Below are 19,551 nucleotides of genomic sequence, written 5' to 3' on the forward strand. Positions count from 1 at the left end.
TGCAGTACGCTGCAAGGTAAACGTTAACACAGGAATCTAACAGGGATAATGACACCCGCCATGAAGATAGCAAAAAAATATCAGTGATGGAAAAGCCTGATTCCTGTAAACGCCATAACCATGTTGTATTTATCGCAGGTTTCAATAACATTGTCATCACGGATTGAGCCGCCTGGCTGAGCAATGACTTTTACTCCGCTTCTGTGCGCGCGTTCAATATTGTCTCCAAACGGGAAGAAAGCATCACTTCCAACTGCAACATCAGTATTTTTTGCAATCCAAGCCTTGCGCTCTTCACGTGTGAATACAGCTGGCTTTTCCGCAAAGAAATTCTGCCAAGTTCCTTCAGCAAGGACATCGTCATAGTCATCGCTTGTGTAAACATCGATTGTGTTGTCGCGGTCGGCTCTTTTTATATCAGCCTTGAACTTTAAGTTTAAAACCTGCGGACTTTGTCTAAGCCACCATTTGTCTGCCTTGTCGCCTGCAAGACGTGTGCAGTGAATGCGGCTCTGCTGTCCGGCTCCAATTCCAATTGCCTGTCCGTCCTTTACATAGCAGACGCTGTTTGACTGAGTGTATTTCAAGATAATCAGGGAAATCAAAAGGTTGTCGCGCTCTTCTTTTGTAAGAGTTTTGTTTTTTGTTACAATGTTTTTTAAGCAGTTGTCATCGAGCTTTATAAAATTGTGCCCCTGCTCAAAAGTTACGCCAAACACCTGCTTCTTTTCTATTTCAGCCGGAACATAGTTTTCATCAATTTGAAGAACACAATATCCGCCCTTTTTCTTTGCCTTGAGAATTTCAAGAGCGTCATCATCATAGCCCGGAGCAATTATTCCGTCGGAAACTTCTTTCTTTATTAAAAGAGCAGTTGACTTGTCGCACTGGTCGCTAAGAGCAATAAAATCTCCAAACGAAGACATTCTGTCTGCTCCGCGCGCTCTTGCATAAGCGCAAGCCAAAGGTGTTAGATCAACATCATCAGTGTAATAGATTTGCTTAAGAGTGCTGCTCAAAGGACGGCCGATTGCAGCTCCGGCAGGAGAAACGTGCTTAAAAGATGTTGCCGCAGGAAGTCCAGTCGCTTCTTTCAATTCCTTTACAAGCTGCCAGCCGTTAAGCGCGTCAAGCAAGTTTATATATCCGGGCTTTCCATTTACAACAGTTACAGGAAGCTCTCCGTTTTCCATGTAAACTCTAGCCGGCTTTTGATTCGGATTGCAGCCATATTTCAATTCAAGTTCTTTCATATTAAACTCCAAAATTATTTAGTTTCTTAACTGTCATTCTTGTGCTTGACACGAGAATCTTGCACAGAAGATTGATTATCCAGTCAAGCCGGATAATGACACAAAATTCCAAAATTATTTTTTATGTCTTCTATCAAGCTCGTTGTAAACATCCTGCCAAGTTATGCCTTCCTTATACATGAGGACGCTCGCAAAATAAAGCAAGTCGGCGGCTTCCCAGATTACTTCGTCTTTTCCTTCAGCCTCTGTAAGTTCTTCTGCTTCTTCCAGGATTTTTTCACGGACACGCTTGTCATTTAAAGTCGCAGTATAGCTTCCCGGACGCGGATTTGCAAAACGCTCTGTAATTGTTCCGTAAAGACGCTCCATGCTGCTTTTTTCATCAGCCTCGCTAGAAAAACAGTTAAAGCTTCCTGTGTGGCAAACTCCTCCATGCGGAATAACGGTCGCAAGAATTGTGTCCCGATCGCAGTCGGCTCTCATTTTTACAAGCTCAAGAAAATGCCCGGAAGTTTCGCCTTTTGTCCAAAGAGTGTTTCTTGTGCGGCTAAAGAAAGTAAGTTTTCCAAGCTCAAAAGTTTTTTCCAAGGCTTCTTTATTTGAATAGCCCATCATCAGAACTTCACCTGCCGGACTTTGGGCAATTACCGGAACCATTCCGTTTGTCTTTTCCCAGTCGATGCAGTTTATAAAGCTTTCTTTTAAATTTACAGCTCCAGTATACAAAGCCATTCCAAGCTGAACATCGCAATGAAGTTTTTCAAGCTGAACAATCTGCTCAAGGGAATTTACTCCACCGGCCGCAACAACACGGCATTTTACAGAATCACGGAGCTGCTTTACCATCTCCATATCTGTTCCCTGCATACAGCCTTCTTTTTCCACGCAAGTAAACAAAAGCTCAGATGCGTATTTTTCAGCTTCACGCGCGCCTTCAATTAAAGAAATGTCCGCAGTTTCTGTCCAGCCTTTTACTGCGATTTTTCCGTTGATTGCGTCCACGGAAATTATAATGCGCTGCTTTCCAATTGAAGAAACAAGCTCGTCAAGAAATTCTGTGTTAAGAATTGAGCCGCCGTTTTTTCTGTCAAGATTCCAAGCCGCAGAGCCGATTATAACTTTTTCAGCTCCAAGAGAAACAAGTTCGCGCGCTTTTTTTACAGTTCTGATTCCGCCGCCAACCCGGACATTTCCCTTGCGCAAAAGAGACTTTAAAAGCTCCGTGTTTGCAGTGTTTCCTTTTTCGTCAGTATTTCCCAAAGCCGCATCCAAATCTATAACTGCGACTTCGCCATATTTATTGAATTCTGAAATCAATGAGTCGGCATCATCACGCTGAAGAACAAGGTCTTTTCCGTTTTTCAGCTGAACAACATGGCCGCCTTTTAAATCTATAGAAGAAATTACCATGCGCTGATTTTACCAAAAAAAAATGACTGTTACAATGATGAAAAAACAATGTTTCCGTTGAAAAAAGTTTCCTTTATAACGCCAAAAAGTTTTTTTCCTTCAAGCGGCGTGAATTTTCCTTTGCTTGCGAATTTCTGGCCGCGCACAGTCCACTGTTTTTCCAAGTCAACAAGAACAAGGTTCGCGGCAAATCCTTCTTTTAAAAGTCCTTCATTTTTTAAGCCAAGAATTTTTGCCGGGTTTGCGCTCATAAGCTCGGAAAGTTTCTTTAAGCTCATGCCGTGCTCTTTTACAAGCATTGTATAGCAGGAGGAAAATGCGGTTTCAAGTCCGCTGAATCCCGGGCTTCCGTTTTTCTTGTCCAAGGCTGTGTGCGGCGCATGGTCGGTCGCAATGCAATTTGCAGTTCCGTCTTTTAAAGCCTGAATCAAAGCGAGCCTGTCATTTTCTGAACGCAACGGCGGATTTACAATATTAAAAATGCCGGGAGCTTTTTCTCCGTTCATAAAAATATGATGCGGCGTAATTTCAAAAGTTACTTCAACTCCTTCTTGACGGGCTTTTTTTGCGGCTTCTACACAAGCGGCAGTGCTCACATGGCAAAGGTGAATATGGCAGCCGGCATCTTTTGCAAGCCTAAGATTTCTAAAAGTCGCAGTATCTTCCGCGCACGCCAAAAGTGAATCGGCTTTTCTTAAATTATTTGCAGCTTCTTTTTTTTCAGCAGGCGAAACATTTTCTTTTGCAAGAAGCTCCAATGCTATTTTTCTAAACGGACGCGCGCTTTCTGCCAAAAAAGGATCTTCGCAATGGCACGAAACAACAATTTTCTTTTTAGCGGCAATTTTCATCGCTTCAAGCATAACGGAACTGTTGCAAACTTCTTTTCCGTCTTCGCTTATGACCGGAACTTTTTTTTGATCAAGAGATTCAAGATGGCTTATAGTTTTTCCGTCGAAATCTTTAGTAATTGAAACAGCCTGAATTGCCCTGCACTTTCCGAAGTCAAAAGCCTTTTTGTTATTAAGTTCCGCCTGCTCTTGGCTTGAAACAACAGGATTCGTGTTCGGCATAAGAACGCAAGTGGAAAAACCTCCGGCAGCTGCGGCGGCAGAACCAGTTTCAATGTCTTCTTTTTGAGTAAGCCCAGGATCTCTAAAATGCGAGTGCATATCGATAAATGAAGGCAAAACGCAAAGTCCCTTCGCGTCGAACTTAGAAATGGAATCGTCATTTAAAAGTTTTTTTAGAGAAACTTTGTCTGGAAATGATTTTATTTTTCCGTCAGCTAAAAGAATTGCGGCGTTTTTTTTATCAGTATTGGCATCAACAAGCCGGGCATTAAAAATCAAAACTGCATTTTGCATGAACCCATTATAAAATGAATCCATGCAAACTACAAGATTGAATTATTGATTGCCGCATCAAGTGCGGCAATGACAGAGTTTGTACAAATTATAAAATTAAACATTAAGGTCATTATCGGGCTTGATACTGCGATATTTCTGAACAATTGTAATTTTGATTATCAGGTCAAGCCGGATAATGACATTGATAAAATAAAATCATCATCCAATGCTTCGGAATTTTCTGTTGAAGTCTTCTATTTCTGCCCCGGAAATCGGCTTGGAATAATAGTAGCCCTGAATATAGTCGCAGTGGAAAGTCTTAAGCTTTTCATTCTGCCACTGATGCTCAACGCCTTCAACAGTAAGCTTCATTGCAAGCGAATGAACAAGACGCACAATGTTCTTTATAAAGTCGCCTTTTTCGTTTGAAAGATAATTGTCCACAAGCGACTTGTCAATTTTTACAACATTAATCGGCAGGAACGTAAGGTAGCTAAGAGAAGAATATCCAGTTCCAAAGTCGTCCAAGGCAAGGGAAATTCCGCGCTTTACAAATTCATTCAAAAGTTTTGAAACTGCTTCCTTGTTTGAAATAAAGAGGCTTTCTGTAATTTCAATGCAGATAAGTTCCGGCGGAATATTATAACGCTTTAAAAGCTCTTCAAGGAAATCAACATAATGAACGTCCGAAACCTGGCTGTAAGAATAATTTATAGAAACCTTGTACAAAGGAATTCCGTGCTCGCGCCATTCCGCCATCTGCCTTACAACTTTTTCTGTAAGGATTCTGTCAATTTTTATAATCTGTCCGGTTTCTTCTGCAATCGGAATAAACTGCGCTGGCGAAACTTTGCTGTTCTTTAGTCTCATAAGCGCTTCGTATCCGTGGATTTCTCCAGTTTCAACATCAATCTGCGGCTGATACGCAACCCAAATTCCGTCATTTGCAATAGCATCGTCAAGGATTCTTGAAATGCGGTTGTTTTCAAATATTCGGTCGCGCATTTTTTCGTTAAAGAAAACTGTCTTGTTCTTGCCGGAATTCTTCGCGCGGTAAAGAGCAATGTCCGCATTTTGAATCATGTTTTCCATTTCGTCATCAGAAGAATTTACAATTCCGAAGCTGGACTGAATATGGATATTATTTTCAGCATAATTAATCGGACTTTCAAAAACAGTTCTAAGCTCCTGAATTTCTATTGAATCCTCATTCAGCTGCTTTTCAAGATAAAGCACAAGGAATTCATCTCCGCCGAACCGCGAAACAAAAATATCTTTTCCGGCAGAATAAGCCTTGAGCCTTGAAGCAATTGTCTTTAAAACAATGTCGCCGCAAGCATGGGAATAAAAGTCGTTTATATTTTTAAAATCGTCAATGTCAAAAAGAACAAGCGAAAACTTTTTTCTGGATTTCTGAATATCGTTGAACACAGCCTGTGCCTTAAATCTGTTCGGCAAATCTGTAAGCGAATCGTGTCCAAGCATATATTCCATTTTTAAATTTGAACAACGAAGCTCGTGGGAATTTTTTACTTCCGTGATTATCAAAACCAAAGAAACAGCAATAAAAATAAGAAGCGAAACTACAATTCCGATTATTCCAAGCAAAATTCCATGGCTGTTTTTTTGCATTTGATCTTGAATGTTTACAAAAACAGAATTCAGCGGAAAAGCGGAAGCCTTTAAGTTGCGCTCTTCGATTACCTTGTAGTCAAAAATAAATTTTCCGTCTTTTATTCTTTGGAACGGAACATATTTTTCACCGTCAATAATATCAAGCGCCATTTTTGCGGCAAGAGCACCGGCTTTTTCGTAGTCAACCATTTTTCCGCCAAGAAAGCCGAAGCCTACGCCGTTCGCATTGTGGCTGAATATAGGCGCGGATGTGTTCTTTACAATAAAGTCCGACTGCTCTTCCATGGAATACTTTCTGCCATTTACATCTTGTGAAGCTCCCAAGTAAAACACAACAGTTTTGTCATCCAGCGCGGAAAGCTGCTCGGCAATCTGCGCTTTTGTAAATGAAGAAGTGTCAATTCCAGAAAGCTCGACATTCGGAATTCTTTCACCGGCGTTTATAAAAATATTATAGTTTTCGTAGCCAGCGTCGGTTTTGTCGTAAATGGCAACATAATGTTCTGCGGAAGGAAAAAGTTTTCTTGCAACTGAAATTGTGTCCGCCAAAAACCTTGTTGTGGCAATTCCCCAGAAATTCTTTTTTTCGTAAAGACGTTCTGCTCTAATATTGCTTTCTATGCAAAAGAACACAATAGGAATTCCTGAAAAAAGAGTGTCGCTGTTGCGCTCAACAAAATTGCACGCATTATTTCCGCTTACAAGAACGGCATCATATTTTGTGTCTTGTTGCAAAAACTTAATGCGTTCCTTTAAAAATTCAGGAAGCTTTTTATCATAGAAATCATCAGGCTCAAAATATTCAATATCAACATTTACATTGTTCTTTAGGAAAACATTTCTTATTCCTTTTTTCTGGAGCTCAACGACATAAGAGTTTGGCATTGAGCTTACAAATAGTACATTCGCCCTTGGATTTTTTAGCTTGGTATTTACAAGCGCAGAAGACAAACGGTTTTTATATAGAAAGAAACAAAGGGAAAAAACACTGCTCAAAAGAAGAAAAGACGCAATGCCCATCAGAATAGAAAAAGATCTTTTTTTTGCCATAACACTGCCTCCATAAAAAGCCAATTAAAGTCTCGCTTTATGATTAAGCTTTTTAAGCCGTTTTTACGATTTAAATAAATCCTAAATGAAAACGGCAGCCGATATGCAATTTTGCAATGCAAATTTGCAAACTAGTAGTTATACATGGCTAAATTATACCCCACATAAAATGTTTTTACAACAGTTGCCCCCCCCCTACGAAGTTTTTTTTACCAAAAACAGCTGAATTTTTGCATTTTAAGGCAGAAATTTATACTAGATTGCCGTGTGAAGCACGGCAATGACAGTAAAATGGCATTCAACATTAAGACTACAATAAAATCTTTATCAAGTCCGTTCTTCCAGCCTGAATCAATGCTTCTTTTACAAGCTGGGCATTTTCTTTTTTGTTAAACTGAAGCAAAGCGCGCTGAAGCCTTCGTTCGTGTCCGCCGCGGGCAACATAGACTTCTTTAAATTTTCCGTCTGATTTTTTTTCATGCGGATTAAGACCTGTGTAATACATGCAAGTGGCTAGGCTTCCCGGAGTTGGATAAAAATCCTGTACTTGGTCTGGAACAAAACCTGTTTTCTTTAAATAAAGAGCTGTTTCAATTGCTTCTGGAATTCCGGCTCCAGGATGCCCCGCAATATAATATGGAACTAAATATTGTTTAAGCCCAAGCTCTTTGTTCGCCTTTGCATATTCTGCAGAAAATTTTTCATAGACAGCATGCGTGCTTTTTCTCATAAGGGCAAGGACTTTGTCGCTAACGTGTTCGGGAGCAACTTTAAGCTGCCCGGAAACATGGTGCTTGCAAAGCTCGTACAAGAATGTTTTGTCTTTATCAAGCATAAGATAGTCAAACCTTATTCCGCTTCTTATAAAAACTTTTTTTACATTTGGAAGTGAACGAAGTTTTTTTAAAAGCTCTATGTAATCTTTGTGGTCGGCTTTTACATTCGGGCACGGAGAAACTCCAAGGCAATCACGGTTTTTGCACGCTCCGTTTTTCTTTTGAAACTCGCAGGCGTCGCTTCTAAAATTTGCAGTAGGTCCGCCAACATCATGAATATATCCTTTAAAGTCTGAATCTTGCGTCATTTTTTTAGCTTCGGACAAAAGGTTTTCGTGGCTTCTGGACTGAATGCGCCGCCCCTGATGAAAAGTTATTGCGCAAAAACTGCAAGCTCCAAAACATCCGCGGCAGCTTGTAAGACTGAATTTTACTTCGGAAAGAGCAGGAATTCCTTTTTTGCCATTTGAAGCAGCCACATCATACATCGGATGCCACTTACGTTCAAAAGGAAGCTCATAAATCGAATCAAATTCAGCCTGTGAAAGAGGAAATGAGGCTTTTTCCTGAATGACAAACCGGCTTTCTGAAGGCTCGGCAAGAACGCTTCCGTTTATTGCATCTGTGTTTTCCTCTTGAATTTTATAAGACAGGGCGAACTTTTCCTTGCTTTCCGGCGTATTTTTACTTACCTCTTCAAATGAAGGAAGCATTATAGCGTCAGCGGGAACTTCATCTTTTTTGCCAGTGAACCAGCAAGTTCCTCTTACACCACGGATTTTCCGCGCAGGAATTCCTTTGCTAAGCTGAGATGCAATTTCAAGAAGAGCTTTTTCGCCCATTCCGTAAATAAGAAGGTCGGCTTTTGAATCCAGAAGGACAGAATGCTTTACCGTGTTTGACCAATAGTCGTAGTGAGCTGTGCGGCGCAGGCTTGCTTCTATTCCACCGATAATAACATTTGCGCCTTTATATGCTTCGCGGATTTTTGCCACATACTGAATTACAGCTCTGTCCGGACGATGGCCTTTTTCGCCTCCGTGTGAATACGAATCTTCCGAGCGCGGCTTATTGTTCGCAGTATAATTTGAAACCATGCTGTCCATTGCGCCCGATGTTACAAGAAACGCAAGACGAGGCTGTCCAAGAACTTTAAAACTTTCCGCAGATTTCCAGTCAGGCTGACACAAAATTCCTACAGTGTATCCGCGGGATTCCAAAAGCCGCCCCAAAAGAGCCGGTGCAAAAGACGGATGGTCAACATAAGCGTCCCCGGAAACAAAAACAAAATCAAGCTGGTCTATTCCCCGCTCTTCAAGGTCTTTTCTGCAAACTGGCAAAAACATTGTTTCAATATACTTTAGTTTTTGGTTAAAATCCATATTTTAAAGTAAAAATACTTCACCATTATTAATTTCCATAACGAAGTACTATCAAAAAGTTCTATATTTTGCCGATTATCGGGTCTAACCAGATAATGACATTAGTCGAATTTTCAAGCTAATTAACATTAATCAGTTATAGGTTTCTTCTATAGCTCAATATAAAAAAACAGTATAAATAAACCTATTGAACCAATAGGAAATAATCAGTATTGTTTCTTCATCGCGCGGAAAAATTCACTCTTGCTTACAGAGGATTGGAGGAAAATATGTCAAACAAAAAGCAGCTTGTGCTTGACGCACTGAACAATAAACCAACAGAGCGTGTTCCTGTGGGATTTTGGTTTCATTATACAAAAAACGAAATGCTCCCGGTTTCAGAAAATCCGGAAATGAGAAAAGAAAATTTGGACGGACACAAAAAATTCGTTCAGGAATTCAAGCCGGACTTTGTAAAACTTATGAGCGACGGATATTTTTTTGAGCCAAAGACAGCAAAGTTTCTTCACAATGTAAAATCCGCAAAAGAGCTTTACGAGCTAAAGCCAGTTTCCAAAGACGACAGCTGGATAACAGAGCAGGTTTCGCTTGTAAAGGAACTTACTTCTTCGTTCGGAAATGAAGTTCTTACTTTTTACAATATTTTTGCTCCGGCGACAGCATTCAAATGGAGTGTTGAAGGCGCGGACAAAAAACTTGCGCAGTTTATAAAAGAAGACAAATATGCAGTTTTGTATGCGTTAAGCGTAATTTCAAAAAACACGCAGGCAGTTGCAGAAGCCGTAATAAGCGAAGGCAAGGCAGACGGAATTTATCTTAGTGTGCAGACAATTCAAGACGCTTTTGTAGGTCCTGATTTGTACGCGGAAGTAATTTCTCCGTCGGAACTTTCTGTGCTGAATGCCGCGATTGGCGCAGGCGGAAAAAATATTCTGCACGTATGCGGCTACGAGGGAGCAAGAAACAATCTTTCGCTGTTCAAGAATTATCCTGCGAACGCTGTAAATTTTGCTTCGGTTGTTGAAGGAGTTTCGCTTGCGGAAGCAAAAAAAATTTTCGGCGGAAAAACAATAATCGGTGGATTCGCAAACACAACAGACGGAATTCTTTTCAGCGGAACAAAAGAAGAAATTCAGTCTGAAACAAAACGGATTCTAAAAGATTCAGGACGCACTGGAATAATCCTTGGAGCGGACTGCACAATTCCGCGCGGCACAGATTTGCAGCATCTTGAATGGATCCGCGAAGCCGCAGAGTAAAAAATAAAACTAAACGAGGTGAATTATGAAAAAGACAATTTTAGCACTTATTGCATTGGCAGCGATTTTTCCACTTTTTGCAAAACCAAAAAAGTCAGACGGAAAAGTTCAGAAAATCCGCGTGGCTCACACAAATTATTATGTTCCTTATGATTTTGTAAATGACAAGGGCGAATCAGACGGATTTGAAGTTGCAGTTCTAAAGGAAGTTGACAAGCTTCTTCCGCAGTATGAATTTGAATATTTTCCGACTTCCGATGATGACCTTTTGATTGGAGTTCTTCAAGGAAAATATGATGTTGGAACAAAAGGCGTTTGGATTACAGAAGAGCGAAAGAAAAAATATATTTTTCCGCAGACTCCAATTGGAGCCAGCATCATTGGAATTGTAATCAGAAAAGACACAGCGGACAAAATAACAGACATGAAATCGTTTGCAAAATATTCAGGAAAACTTGTTCCAATCGGACCTTCAAATGCGCAGTACAACATAATCGATGAATACAACAAGCAAAATCCAGATGCACAGGTAAAGCTTGTGGCAGGCGACCAGTTCGAAGCGGCAGATGGTTATGTTTGGGTTGTGGAAGGCAGATACGATGCCCGGGTAGACATAAAGCTTTCGTTCCAGAACAACATTGAAAAAGAAGGCGCGCCTTACGCAAAGTACAAGGACAAACTTTCTTATGTTCCGTACAAGGCGATTCCAACTTGGCCGCTTTTCAACAGAAAAAATCAGGCTCTTGCAAACGCTTATGACGAAGCAATAAAAACGCTCAAGGAAAACGGCACGCTCGAAAAACTTTCACAGAAGTATTTTGGCGAGGACATTTTTTCCTTTGTAGAATAAAAATAGAGTTGCCCTAAAAATATCTTTCATGTCATTTTCGGGCTTGACCCGAAAATCTAAATGTATATTTAAAGATTGCCGTATCAAGTACGGCAATGACAAGTTTAACAACAATTTGGGAGCACCGTAAAAATATGGACAGACCATTTTATCCTGAAAAAATTCTTGAGCTTATTCCAGTTCTTTTGCCTTACCTGCTGGTAACTTTTAGGATTATCGCGGGAACAGTTTTGACTGGACTTTTCATAGGATTTTTTCTTGCAAAAGGAATGCTTTCTTCCCGCAATGCGCCAAGGAAAATTTCTTCCTTTATAATAAACGCATTCAGATGCACGCCTTCAATTGTAATGTTATTTGTAGTTTTTTACGGGCTTCCAAATTTGTTCTGGGCAATATTCAAGGTTGACATAAACAGCTGGGCAAAATCATTTTATGTAATTCTTGCGCTGGGACTTTTGTTTTCAGCAAGCGCGGCGGAAATAATGAGAGCAAGCTACCTAAGCGTTCCAAAAGGTCAAAGGGAAGCCGCATTGACTTCCGGGCTTACAGAGTTCCAGGCTTTCAGGCGGATAATTTTTCCGCAGGCATTCGCAGTGTCGCTTCCAAATCTTGGAAACAGCCTGATTGCGCTTTTAAAGGAAGGTTCGCTTGCATACACAATCGGACTTGTGGATGTAATGGGAAAAGGAAATCTTTTTATCAGCATGAACTTTGGAGCTTATGCTGTGGAAACTTACACGGCACTTGCGCTTATTTACTGGACGCTCACAATTTCTATTGAGCAGATTTTCGGCAGGCTGGAAAAACATTTTTCACGCGGAAGAAAAACTTTTTAACTGGGAGAACTTATGTTTGACGTGGAATTTTTCTTTAGAACATTTTGGCTTTCTTTTAAGGCTCTTCCTGTTACTTTAAAAATAACCGCCGTGGCTTTTGCAGCCGGAACTGCGCTTGGATTTTTGATTGCACTTTGCAGAATACACAAGGTAAAAGTTCTTTCGCAAGTTTGCGCGTTTTTAGTTTCGTTTATACGTGGAACTCCGATTGTTCTTCAGATTCTTGTTGTGTATTCAATAATTCCGTCGCTTTTAAATTCAGTTTTTAAAAATGCCGGAAGCTCAATTGATGTGTTCAAAATAAATCCGATTGTCTACGCTTACATTGTATTTTCATTGAACAACACGGCGATTCTTTCGGAAGTGTTCCGTTCAGCCTTGCTCACAGTCAGCAAAGGCCAGTTTGAAGCCGGAATTACTTGCGGACTTACAAGCTATCAGACCTACAGAAGAATTATAATTCCACAGGCACTTGAAAGCGCGCTCCCGAACATCTGCAACGCAACCGTGAATCTTATAAAAAATACTTCGCTTGCATTTATGATGACTGTAAAAGACATTACAGCAGTTGCAAGAATTGAAGCTTCTTACGGTTACAATTATATCGAATCTTATCTTGATATTTTTGTAATCTACATAATTGTGTGTTCTATAGTTCAGCAAATTTTCAGGCTGGCGGAAAAGAAAGTTTCAGTTTATAGAACAGGAAAAAGAGCGTTAAAATTGGAAGGTGAAAAATGCTGAAAGTAAAAAATGTGCACAAATCATTTGGAGAAAATGAAATATTAAAAGGCGTTGACTTGACAGTTGAAAAAGGAGATGTTGTTGTAATCCTCGGACCTTCTGGCTCTGGAAAAACAACATTTCTGCGCTGCCTTGATTTTCTTGAAACTGCGGACGAAGGCGAAATGGAATTTGATGAAATACATACAAGCCTTTCTCATCCGCATAAAAAAACTGTTCTTCAAGTGCGCCGGAAAACTGGATTTGTTTTTCAGAACTACAATCTTTTTACCAACAAAACTGTGCTTGAAAATGTAATGGAAGGTCTTGTTACCGCAAGAAAAATTCCAAAGGAAGATGCAAAAAAAACTGCGGAAGAAGCTCTTTTAAAAGTCGGACTTTTGGAACGAAAGGATTTTTATCCGTCGCAGCTTTCTGGAGGACAACAGCAGCGTGTCGGAATTGCGCGCGCCATTGCAACGAATCCTGATGTTGTGCTTTTTGACGAGCCTACATCCGCGCTTGACCCGGAGCTTGTTGGAGAAGTTCTTGGTGTTATAAAAAAACTTGCAAAGGAAGGAACTACAATGATTGTTGTTACGCACGAAATGAGTTTTGCAGAAGACGTGGCGACTCAAGTAGTTTTTATGGACGGCGGAGTTGTTGTAGAAAAAGGCACAAGCGCGCAGATTTTTCAGCATCCAAAAGAAGAGCGCACAAAGAAATTCCTGCAGCGCGTGTTAAAGCCAATCGAATATATAATCTAAAAAAATCAGGCGGAAAAAATGGCGTTATCAATAGAAACAAAATGCATTCACTTGGAAGATGAGGACAACTGTAAAAATCACTACGGCGCGGTAAGTTTCCCGATTTATCAGACAGCAACTTACGCGCATCCAGGAGCAGGAAAAAGCACAGGCTTTGATTATTCGAGGCTGCAAAATCCAACCCGTGAGCAGCTTGAAAAAACTGTTGCTTCACTTGAAAACGGAATCGATGCATTTGCGCTTTCAAGCGGAATGGCTGCAATAAGTCTTTTACTGGAACTTTTTTCTCCGGGCGACAGTCTGATTGTGGATTCCGATCTTTACGGCGGAAGCATAAGGCTGTTCGACAACGTTTCAGCAAAAAACGGAATAAAATTTATCCGCACAGAATTCAGCAAAGTTTCTGACGAAAATGGAATTGAAAATTTAATCACAAAAAACACAAAGGCGCTTTACGTGGAAACTCCCACAAATCCGATGATGAACGTTTCTGATATTTCGCTTCTTTCTAAAATTGCAAAAAAGCACGGACTTCTTTTAATTGTAGACAATACATTTCTTTCGCCGTATTTTCAAAATCCGCTTAACCTTGGCGCAGACATCGTAGTTCACAGCGGAACAAAATATCTTGGCGGACACAACGACACGCTCGCAGGATTCCTTGTTACAAATAAAACTGAAATTCAGGAAAAGCTGAGATTTCTTATAAAAACAACTGGAGCCGGACTTGCGCCATTTGACTGCTGGCTTATTTTGCGCGGAATAAAAACTTTGGCAATAAGAATGGAACGCGCGCAGGAAAACGCATTTAAGATTGCAAAGTGGCTAAAAGAAAATCCGCTTGTTGACCGCGTAATTTATCCTGGCTTTTCAGAGCATCCGGGACACGAAATAATGAAAAAGCAGGCAAGAGGATTCGGCGCAATGATTACGTTCCAAGTCAAGTCGCAAAAACTCGCGCTTTCAATTCTGGAAAAAGTTTCGCTTATCCGTTATGCTGAAAGTCTTGGTGGCGTTGAAACTTTAATAACTTACCCTACAACCCAGACGCACGCTGATGTCCCTGAAGAACTTAGAATAAAAAACGGAATCACAAACGCAACATTGAGGCTTTCTGTTGGAATTGAAAACTGCGATGATCTTATAAAAGAATTTGAGCGGGTATTTTCACAGGCGCAAAAAGAGGAATAGAATTTTATGGAACGGAATCTTGACTTTGACACAATCGTAGACAGAAAAAATACAGACTGCTTAAAATACGATTTTGCAGTTCGGCGCGGACTTCCAGAAGATGTGCTTCCGCTTTGGGTCGCCGACATGGACTTTAAAACTTCAAGCTATGTAACCGATGAACTTAAAAAAGTCTGCGAGCATGGAATTTTTGGATATACAGAAACTCAAGGTGAATACTTTAACGCAGTTTATAGCTGGATGAAAAATCAGCACAACTGGAAAGTTCAGGAAAAGTGGCTTATAAAAACTCCGGGCGTTGTGTTCGCGCTTGCAATGACGGTAAAAGCCTTTACACAAAAAAATGATTCCGTTATTTTGCAACTGCCAGTTTACTATCCGTTTATGGAAGTAATCCGCGACAACGAAAGAAAAGTTGTAAGCAGCGATCTTGTTTTGGGCGACGACAACCGCTACCACATTGACTTTGCCGACTTTGAAAATAAAATTATCCAGAACAATGTAAAGCTGTTTTTTTTGTGCAGTCCACATAATCCTGTGGGAAGAGTTTGGAGCAAGGAAGAGCTTTTGCAGCTTGGAGAAATTTGCCTGCGCCACAAAGTAATTGTTGTAAGCGATGAAATTCACAATGACTTTATTTTTGAAGGACAGCACAATGTGTTCGCTTCATTAAACGAAGAGCTTGCAAACATAACCGTAACTTGCACTTCACCAAGCAAAACTTTCAATCTTGCAGGAACACTTATTTCAAATATTTTTATTTCAAATCCTGAGCTTAGAAAAAAATTCAAAAAGCAAGTTGACGCCACAGGAATAAGCCAGCTTAGCGTATTCGGGATAAAAGCCTGCCAAGCAGCATATCAGCACGGACTTGAATGGTTCACTTCTGTAAAAAAATACATAAAGGCGAACATTGATTTTATTGAAGACTTCACGCAGAAAAATCTTTCCGGCGTAAAAATGATTCACCACGAAGGAACTTATCTTGCCTGGCTTGACTTCCGCGGAACTGGACTTAACGTGCAGGAACTTGAAGACGTGATTATCAACAAGGCGAAACTTTGGCTTGACAGCGGAAAAATTTTCGGAACATCGGGAAACGGATTTCAGCGGATAAATGCAGCCTGCCCGCGCAAAACTCTTGAAGAGGCAATGAAAAGAATTCAAAAGGCTCTGCAATAAATTTTGTTGAAAAAGTTGAACAGTGATTTTATAATAATTGAATGAAACATTTTAAATTATTTTCTTCATTTAAAGTTGTTGTTTGCATTGCCGCCTTATGGGGGGGGCTTTGCGGCTGCTCGGGTTTAGACGGAATTTTTTCAGATGATGAAAAAGACGACAACAGTTCAAAAGAATCTTCATTCACAGGAAAATATAAAAAACCAACAACAGGAACTGTTACATTTTATGAAGGCTACGATGCAACTTCTGTAGCATATTATGTTCCGCAGATTGAAAACGGATTTTACAAATGCGCAGTTTCAGAACCAAAACTTGCAGAACTTCCGCCGGGAACTGCACTTGAAATAACTTACAACGGAACAACAATCCATGCGCTTATAACTGACCTTTGCCCTTCTTCATCGAACAGCAAATGGACAAGCCAGAGCTCATATTTTTTTGACCTTGCAAAAAACGCATTCACAAAACTTGCGGATGAAAGCCTAGGGGTCATTGACGTTACATTCAAAACAATTCCATATCCAACAAAGTCAAATATTTTCTTTCAGGCAAAAGACGGAATCAATGACTATTGGCTTGCCGGAAGATTTTACAATATGCGCTATCCGCTGCAAAAAGTTGAAATCAGCATTAACGGTTCTGCGTACAAGCAAATGGCACAGATTGCCTCGGAAAATAACTGGTACAAAGTTGACGGACAAAATTTAATTTCCGGAAAAAAGAAATTCCGCCTGACAGATATTCACGGACAAGTCATAGAAACAAGCGAAATTTCTTATGTTGCGGCAATGGGAACATACAACTGCGGAAAAAATTTTGAGTATTAAATTAATATTCAAAATGAGAATTTGCCAAATACAAACTGAATTTCTTAATTCCTTTTTCGCCGATAAAAACTTTTTTCACTTTTCCGTTTTTTACAAGCCAGACTGACGGAATCAACGGAATGTTAAATTCTTTTTCACGTGGAATAAATTTTTGATTTCCATTTTCATGAAGAATCAAATCTTGCCACAAATAATCATCGTGTTCACGCTTATAAGCAAGATAAGATTCTTCATTTTTTTCAAATGGAAGGGAAGCAAAAGAAATATTTTTTGAAGAAGCCGCAACTGTTTCAAATACATTTACACAATACGGACACCAAGTCGCCCAGAAATACAAAGCAAAGGTTTTGTTCTCTGCTTCAAATTCAGTGAACGACTTGGAATCGTCTGAATCAGAATAAAAAAATATTTTCGATTTGTCCCACTGCTTGTAGAGTTTTTGAGCCGTTCCTTTTGTGTAGTTCATTTTTGAGCGGATAAGGTAAACGAGTTTTTCCTTCTGGCAAAACAACATACCAGCAAAAAAAGCAAACAGTGCGACAATGATATAATTTATAATATTCCATACACGGCTTTATTTGAAACAGAAAAAGAAGAGCCTGTTCCGGCTATAAATAAAAAAGTTTTCTATTACGACCTTGAAGAATCTTTAAAGGATTCTATTGAAACTGCCGTACATGAATGCATAAAGAAAAATTTAAACAACAGCAACTAAAATATTTAAAGTCAGCTATTCCTTTTGGCGGCTTGCAATCTGCAGGTTCATTTTTTTTGCTTCCTGCAGACCTTTTAAATATTCAACAAGAAATACAATTGAAAAAACTACAATAATAGTTATTTCCATTCCCACGAGCATTTTAATGTTTCCAAATATAAACCAGTCAAGTTTATAACCAACAACCAGAACTAAAAAATTTATAATCAAAAAATATAAAATCCGCAGAGCGATAAGTTTTCCTCTTGAAAATTCATCTTCCTTCAAAAACGGAATGTATAAAATGGAAGAAATTAAGGCAATCAGAAAAACTCCAAAGATGTAGGACAAATGAAGCACAACATCTGCGCCGCAGCAAACATAACAGTAAATTCCAGAGCAAAGAAAAATTCCTGTTGAAATAACACAAAACATGCTTACGATTCTTGCAAGAGAATTCATTTTTAGCCTCCGTTTACATTCCAAGCTTTTCTTTTAGCAATGGAACATACATTCTTGAAATTATAACTTTGTAGCCGTTTTTTAAGACAGCCTCAAATCTTCCGCCGAACGCAGGAACAAGCTTGGCAATTTTATTTATATTCAAAACCACAGCTTTGTTCACTCTAATAAAATCCTTAGAAAGAAGCTCTTCTTCCAGCTGATAAAGCTTGCTCTTAGACTCGTAGACATTTTCTTTTGTGTACGCAAAAACATTGTTGTCCACGGATTCAAAATAAAAAATTTCCTTTGGCTCAATGACGACAATCTGCGAATCTTTAAAAACTGCAAGCTTGTCTTTTCCGCCTTTAAAAGAATTCAAAAGCCGGATTATGTCGGGACTAAGATTTGAGCACTTTACAATTATTTCGTCCTCGCTTCCTGAATCATTGTCTAAAATCGTAATTTTCATTTTCTGTATTCTACTGCTTTTGAAAAATTTTTTCTGCATACCAGGCATTTCGCTTGGCGTCTGTTTCACGTCCTGCCTTCCTGAAATTTTCCGCGGCGCAAACATAGTAATACGCAAGCGTTGTTTTCTTTTCATCTGAATCTTTGTCAAAATCCGCGCAAGATTTATAAAGCTCTGCAATGCGCTCAAAGTCAGCTCCAGCCACTTCGGATTTTTTAAATACACTTTCTGGAACAGAAGAAGCGATATTTGCACGGTTCAAAAGAACTTCCATTTCGTCAGCACTTCCGGCGCAAAGAGAAACGGCTTTATCCAAATAAACAAACGCCTGCTTTACAAGTTTCATTGCCGCAAACACATTTGAATTTCCGCCGCGGATTGCAAGGCACGAACCATAGTACGCATTTGCAAGCGCAGAATTTTCGTTTTCAGCTGCAAGTTCTGAAAAAAGTTTTTCGGCTTTTTTATATTCTCCATGCTCAAAAATGCAAACCGCATATTCAAGCTTTTCAGAAAATGAAGCAGGCTCGTTTTTTATTTCTTTAAGCGGAATTATTTTCTGCTCCTGAAATTCCTTGTAGCGTTCTTTTACTGCATTTTCAAAATCTGAATTCTGCAAAGAAACTTCATCTTTCATTTTTACTTCAACAGGAAAAAGAGTGCGCGAAGAAAACTGCTCTCTCTGCGGAACTTGCCTAGAATTTCCATCGAGCAAATCGTAAATTTTTTCATCTGAATCTGAAGGCAAAAATCCGCCTTTGTCCCATTCAGAAAATCCGCCGACAACAACATAATGCCAAGTAATTTTTGAAGTGTAAAATTTCTGAAGCTCTTTTTGTGCAAGCGGAATTCTCACAAAAATTTCCTTGCCGTTGTTTATAAAATAATTTTCAGTTTCGCAGATAAAGTCGCGCCTTGAATTATAGACAGTTCCATTTTCCTTGTTTACCCAGACAGCAAAATTCCACGGATGAAAAATATCAAACTTTACATTTTCCGCATCTGAAAACAAAGGCTCTGTTGAACCGCCGCTCATATTTTCTGCGCCAATGTAAACCATAATGTTGCGCACATCTGGAATTCCGCATTTGAACTCAAGATCAAGCTGCCAGTATTCCGGGTGCTGCTGCCAGACCGCTTCGTAAACAGGCTTATGCACAGTGTAGCGAATCAAGTCCAGCGAACCTTTTTCAAACTGCTCATAATGCGGATAATTTAAATTTCCGCTTCCATTGTCATCGCAAGCTTCGTCAAAAAAATCTGCAACAATTTCGCCGCCGTTAAGCCAAGAAGAATTTTTCAGCTTAAGCGATTTCACCATAAAATTTTGAACAGTATCTTCATTTATAAAAAACAACGAAATACCGGCAAAACACGTAAAGCCGCACAAAAAAGTCATAAAGTAATAAACAAATTTTTTCATATAAATCTCCAATTTGACAAGTTAATAT

17 protein-coding genes are annotated in these 19,551 nt (G+C 39.6%); 8 read left to right on the forward strand and 9 right to left on the reverse strand.

The window, feature by feature from the left end; all coding sequences use genetic code 11:
- Nucleotides 1-80 precede the first annotated feature (80 nt).
- The 5 genes from Q0H92_RS00595 to Q0H92_RS00615 form a co-directional block, all read right to left on the reverse strand.
- Complete coding sequence (locus Q0H92_RS00595) at nucleotides 81-1,253, reverse strand: phosphoribosylaminoimidazolecarboxamide formyltransferase (RefSeq protein ID WP_296010425.1); 1,173 nt, start codon at nucleotides 1,251-1,253, stop codon at nucleotides 81-83.
- 114 nt (nucleotides 1,254-1,367) lie between these two features.
- Entirely contained in the window at nucleotides 1,368-2,663 is a 1,296-nt protein-coding gene (hisIE, locus tag Q0H92_RS00600) for a bifunctional phosphoribosyl-AMP cyclohydrolase/phosphoribosyl-ATP diphosphatase HisIE (RefSeq protein ID WP_296010428.1), read from the reverse strand.
- Between the two features lie 29 nt (nucleotides 2,664-2,692).
- Nucleotides 2,693-4,030, reverse strand: a complete 1,338-nt coding sequence (locus Q0H92_RS00605) for a dihydroorotase (RefSeq protein WP_296010431.1) — start codon at nucleotides 4,028-4,030, stop codon at nucleotides 2,693-2,695.
- A 201-nt stretch (nucleotides 4,031-4,231) separates the two neighbouring features.
- Nucleotides 4,232-6,697, reverse strand: a complete 2,466-nt coding sequence (locus tag Q0H92_RS00610; protein ID WP_296010434.1) for an EAL domain-containing protein — start codon at nucleotides 6,695-6,697, stop codon at nucleotides 4,232-4,234.
- A gap of 310 nt (nucleotides 6,698-7,007) precedes the next feature.
- Nucleotides 7,008-8,819 (reverse strand): YgiQ family radical SAM protein, encoded by a 1,812-nt coding sequence (locus tag Q0H92_RS00615; protein WP_296010437.1) that lies wholly within the window; start codon nucleotides 8,817-8,819, stop codon nucleotides 7,008-7,010.
- A 305-nt stretch (nucleotides 8,820-9,124) separates the two neighbouring features.
- Between Q0H92_RS00615 and Q0H92_RS00620 the strand changes: the two genes are divergently transcribed.
- The 8 genes from Q0H92_RS00620 (at nucleotide 9,125) to Q0H92_RS00655 (ending at nucleotide 16,493) form a co-directional block, all read left to right on the forward strand.
- Nucleotides 9,125-10,114 (forward strand): uroporphyrinogen decarboxylase family protein, encoded by a 990-nt coding sequence (locus Q0H92_RS00620; protein ID WP_296010440.1) that lies wholly within the window; start codon nucleotides 9,125-9,127, stop codon nucleotides 10,112-10,114.
- 25 nt (nucleotides 10,115-10,139) lie between these two features.
- The gene (locus Q0H92_RS00625) at nucleotides 10,140-10,964 is read left to right on the forward strand and encodes a transporter substrate-binding domain-containing protein (protein WP_296010444.1); all 825 of its coding nucleotides are present in this window, start codon (nucleotides 10,140-10,142) and stop codon (nucleotides 10,962-10,964) included.
- A gap of 134 nt (nucleotides 10,965-11,098) precedes the next feature.
- Nucleotides 11,099-11,800: an amino acid ABC transporter permease gene (locus tag Q0H92_RS00630; protein ID WP_296010447.1), complete on the forward strand. Its 702-nt coding sequence runs from the start codon at nucleotides 11,099-11,101 to the stop codon at nucleotides 11,798-11,800.
- A gap of 12 nt (nucleotides 11,801-11,812) precedes the next feature.
- The gene (locus Q0H92_RS00635) at nucleotides 11,813-12,544 is read left to right on the forward strand and encodes an amino acid ABC transporter permease (protein WP_296010450.1); all 732 of its coding nucleotides are present in this window, start codon (nucleotides 11,813-11,815) and stop codon (nucleotides 12,542-12,544) included.
- The gene (locus Q0H92_RS00640; protein WP_296010453.1) at nucleotides 12,538-13,290 is read left to right on the forward strand and encodes an amino acid ABC transporter ATP-binding protein; all 753 of its coding nucleotides are present in this window, start codon (nucleotides 12,538-12,540) and stop codon (nucleotides 13,288-13,290) included. Before Q0H92_RS00635 ends, Q0H92_RS00640 begins: the two co-directional genes overlap by 7 nt.
- Before the next feature lie 18 nt (nucleotides 13,291-13,308).
- Nucleotides 13,309-14,481 (forward strand): PLP-dependent aspartate aminotransferase family protein, encoded by a 1,173-nt coding sequence (locus Q0H92_RS00645; RefSeq protein ID WP_296010456.1) that lies wholly within the window; start codon nucleotides 13,309-13,311, stop codon nucleotides 14,479-14,481.
- Nucleotides 14,482-14,487: 6 nt separating this feature from the next.
- Nucleotides 14,488-15,663 carry a MalY/PatB family protein gene (locus Q0H92_RS00650; RefSeq protein WP_296010458.1) on the forward strand — a complete coding sequence of 392 codons (1,176 nt, stop codon included), beginning with the start codon at nucleotides 14,488-14,490 and terminating at the stop codon, nucleotides 15,661-15,663.
- A 41-nt stretch (nucleotides 15,664-15,704) separates the two neighbouring features.
- Nucleotides 15,705-16,493 carry an RlpA-like double-psi beta-barrel domain-containing protein gene (locus Q0H92_RS00655; RefSeq protein ID WP_296010461.1) on the forward strand — a complete coding sequence of 263 codons (789 nt, stop codon included), beginning with the start codon at nucleotides 15,705-15,707 and terminating at the stop codon, nucleotides 16,491-16,493.
- A 1-nt stretch (nucleotide 16,494) separates the two neighbouring features.
- Here Q0H92_RS00655 and Q0H92_RS00660 read toward each other — a convergent pair whose 3' ends face one another.
- From Q0H92_RS00660 to Q0H92_RS00675, 4 genes are all read right to left on the reverse strand, one after another.
- Nucleotides 16,495-17,007: a hypothetical protein gene (locus Q0H92_RS00660; RefSeq protein WP_296010463.1), complete on the reverse strand. Its 513-nt coding sequence runs from the start codon at nucleotides 17,005-17,007 to the stop codon at nucleotides 16,495-16,497.
- Between the two features lie 216 nt (nucleotides 17,008-17,223).
- Nucleotides 17,224-17,649, reverse strand: a complete 426-nt coding sequence (locus tag Q0H92_RS00665) for a DUF3021 family protein (RefSeq protein WP_296010466.1) — start codon at nucleotides 17,647-17,649, stop codon at nucleotides 17,224-17,226.
- Nucleotides 17,650-17,662: 13 nt separating this feature from the next.
- Complete coding sequence (locus tag Q0H92_RS00670) at nucleotides 17,663-18,100, reverse strand: LytTR family DNA-binding domain-containing protein (protein ID WP_296010468.1); 438 nt, start codon at nucleotides 18,098-18,100, stop codon at nucleotides 17,663-17,665.
- A gap of 10 nt (nucleotides 18,101-18,110) precedes the next feature.
- Nucleotides 18,111-19,523 (reverse strand): glucodextranase DOMON-like domain-containing protein, encoded by a 1,413-nt coding sequence (locus tag Q0H92_RS00675; protein ID WP_296010471.1) that lies wholly within the window; start codon nucleotides 19,521-19,523, stop codon nucleotides 18,111-18,113.
- Nucleotides 19,524-19,551 lie beyond the last annotated feature (28 nt).

The sequence above is a fragment of the uncultured Treponema sp. genome (assembly GCF_934725225.1).
Lineage (GTDB): Bacteria > Spirochaetota > Spirochaetia > Treponematales > Treponemataceae > Treponema_D.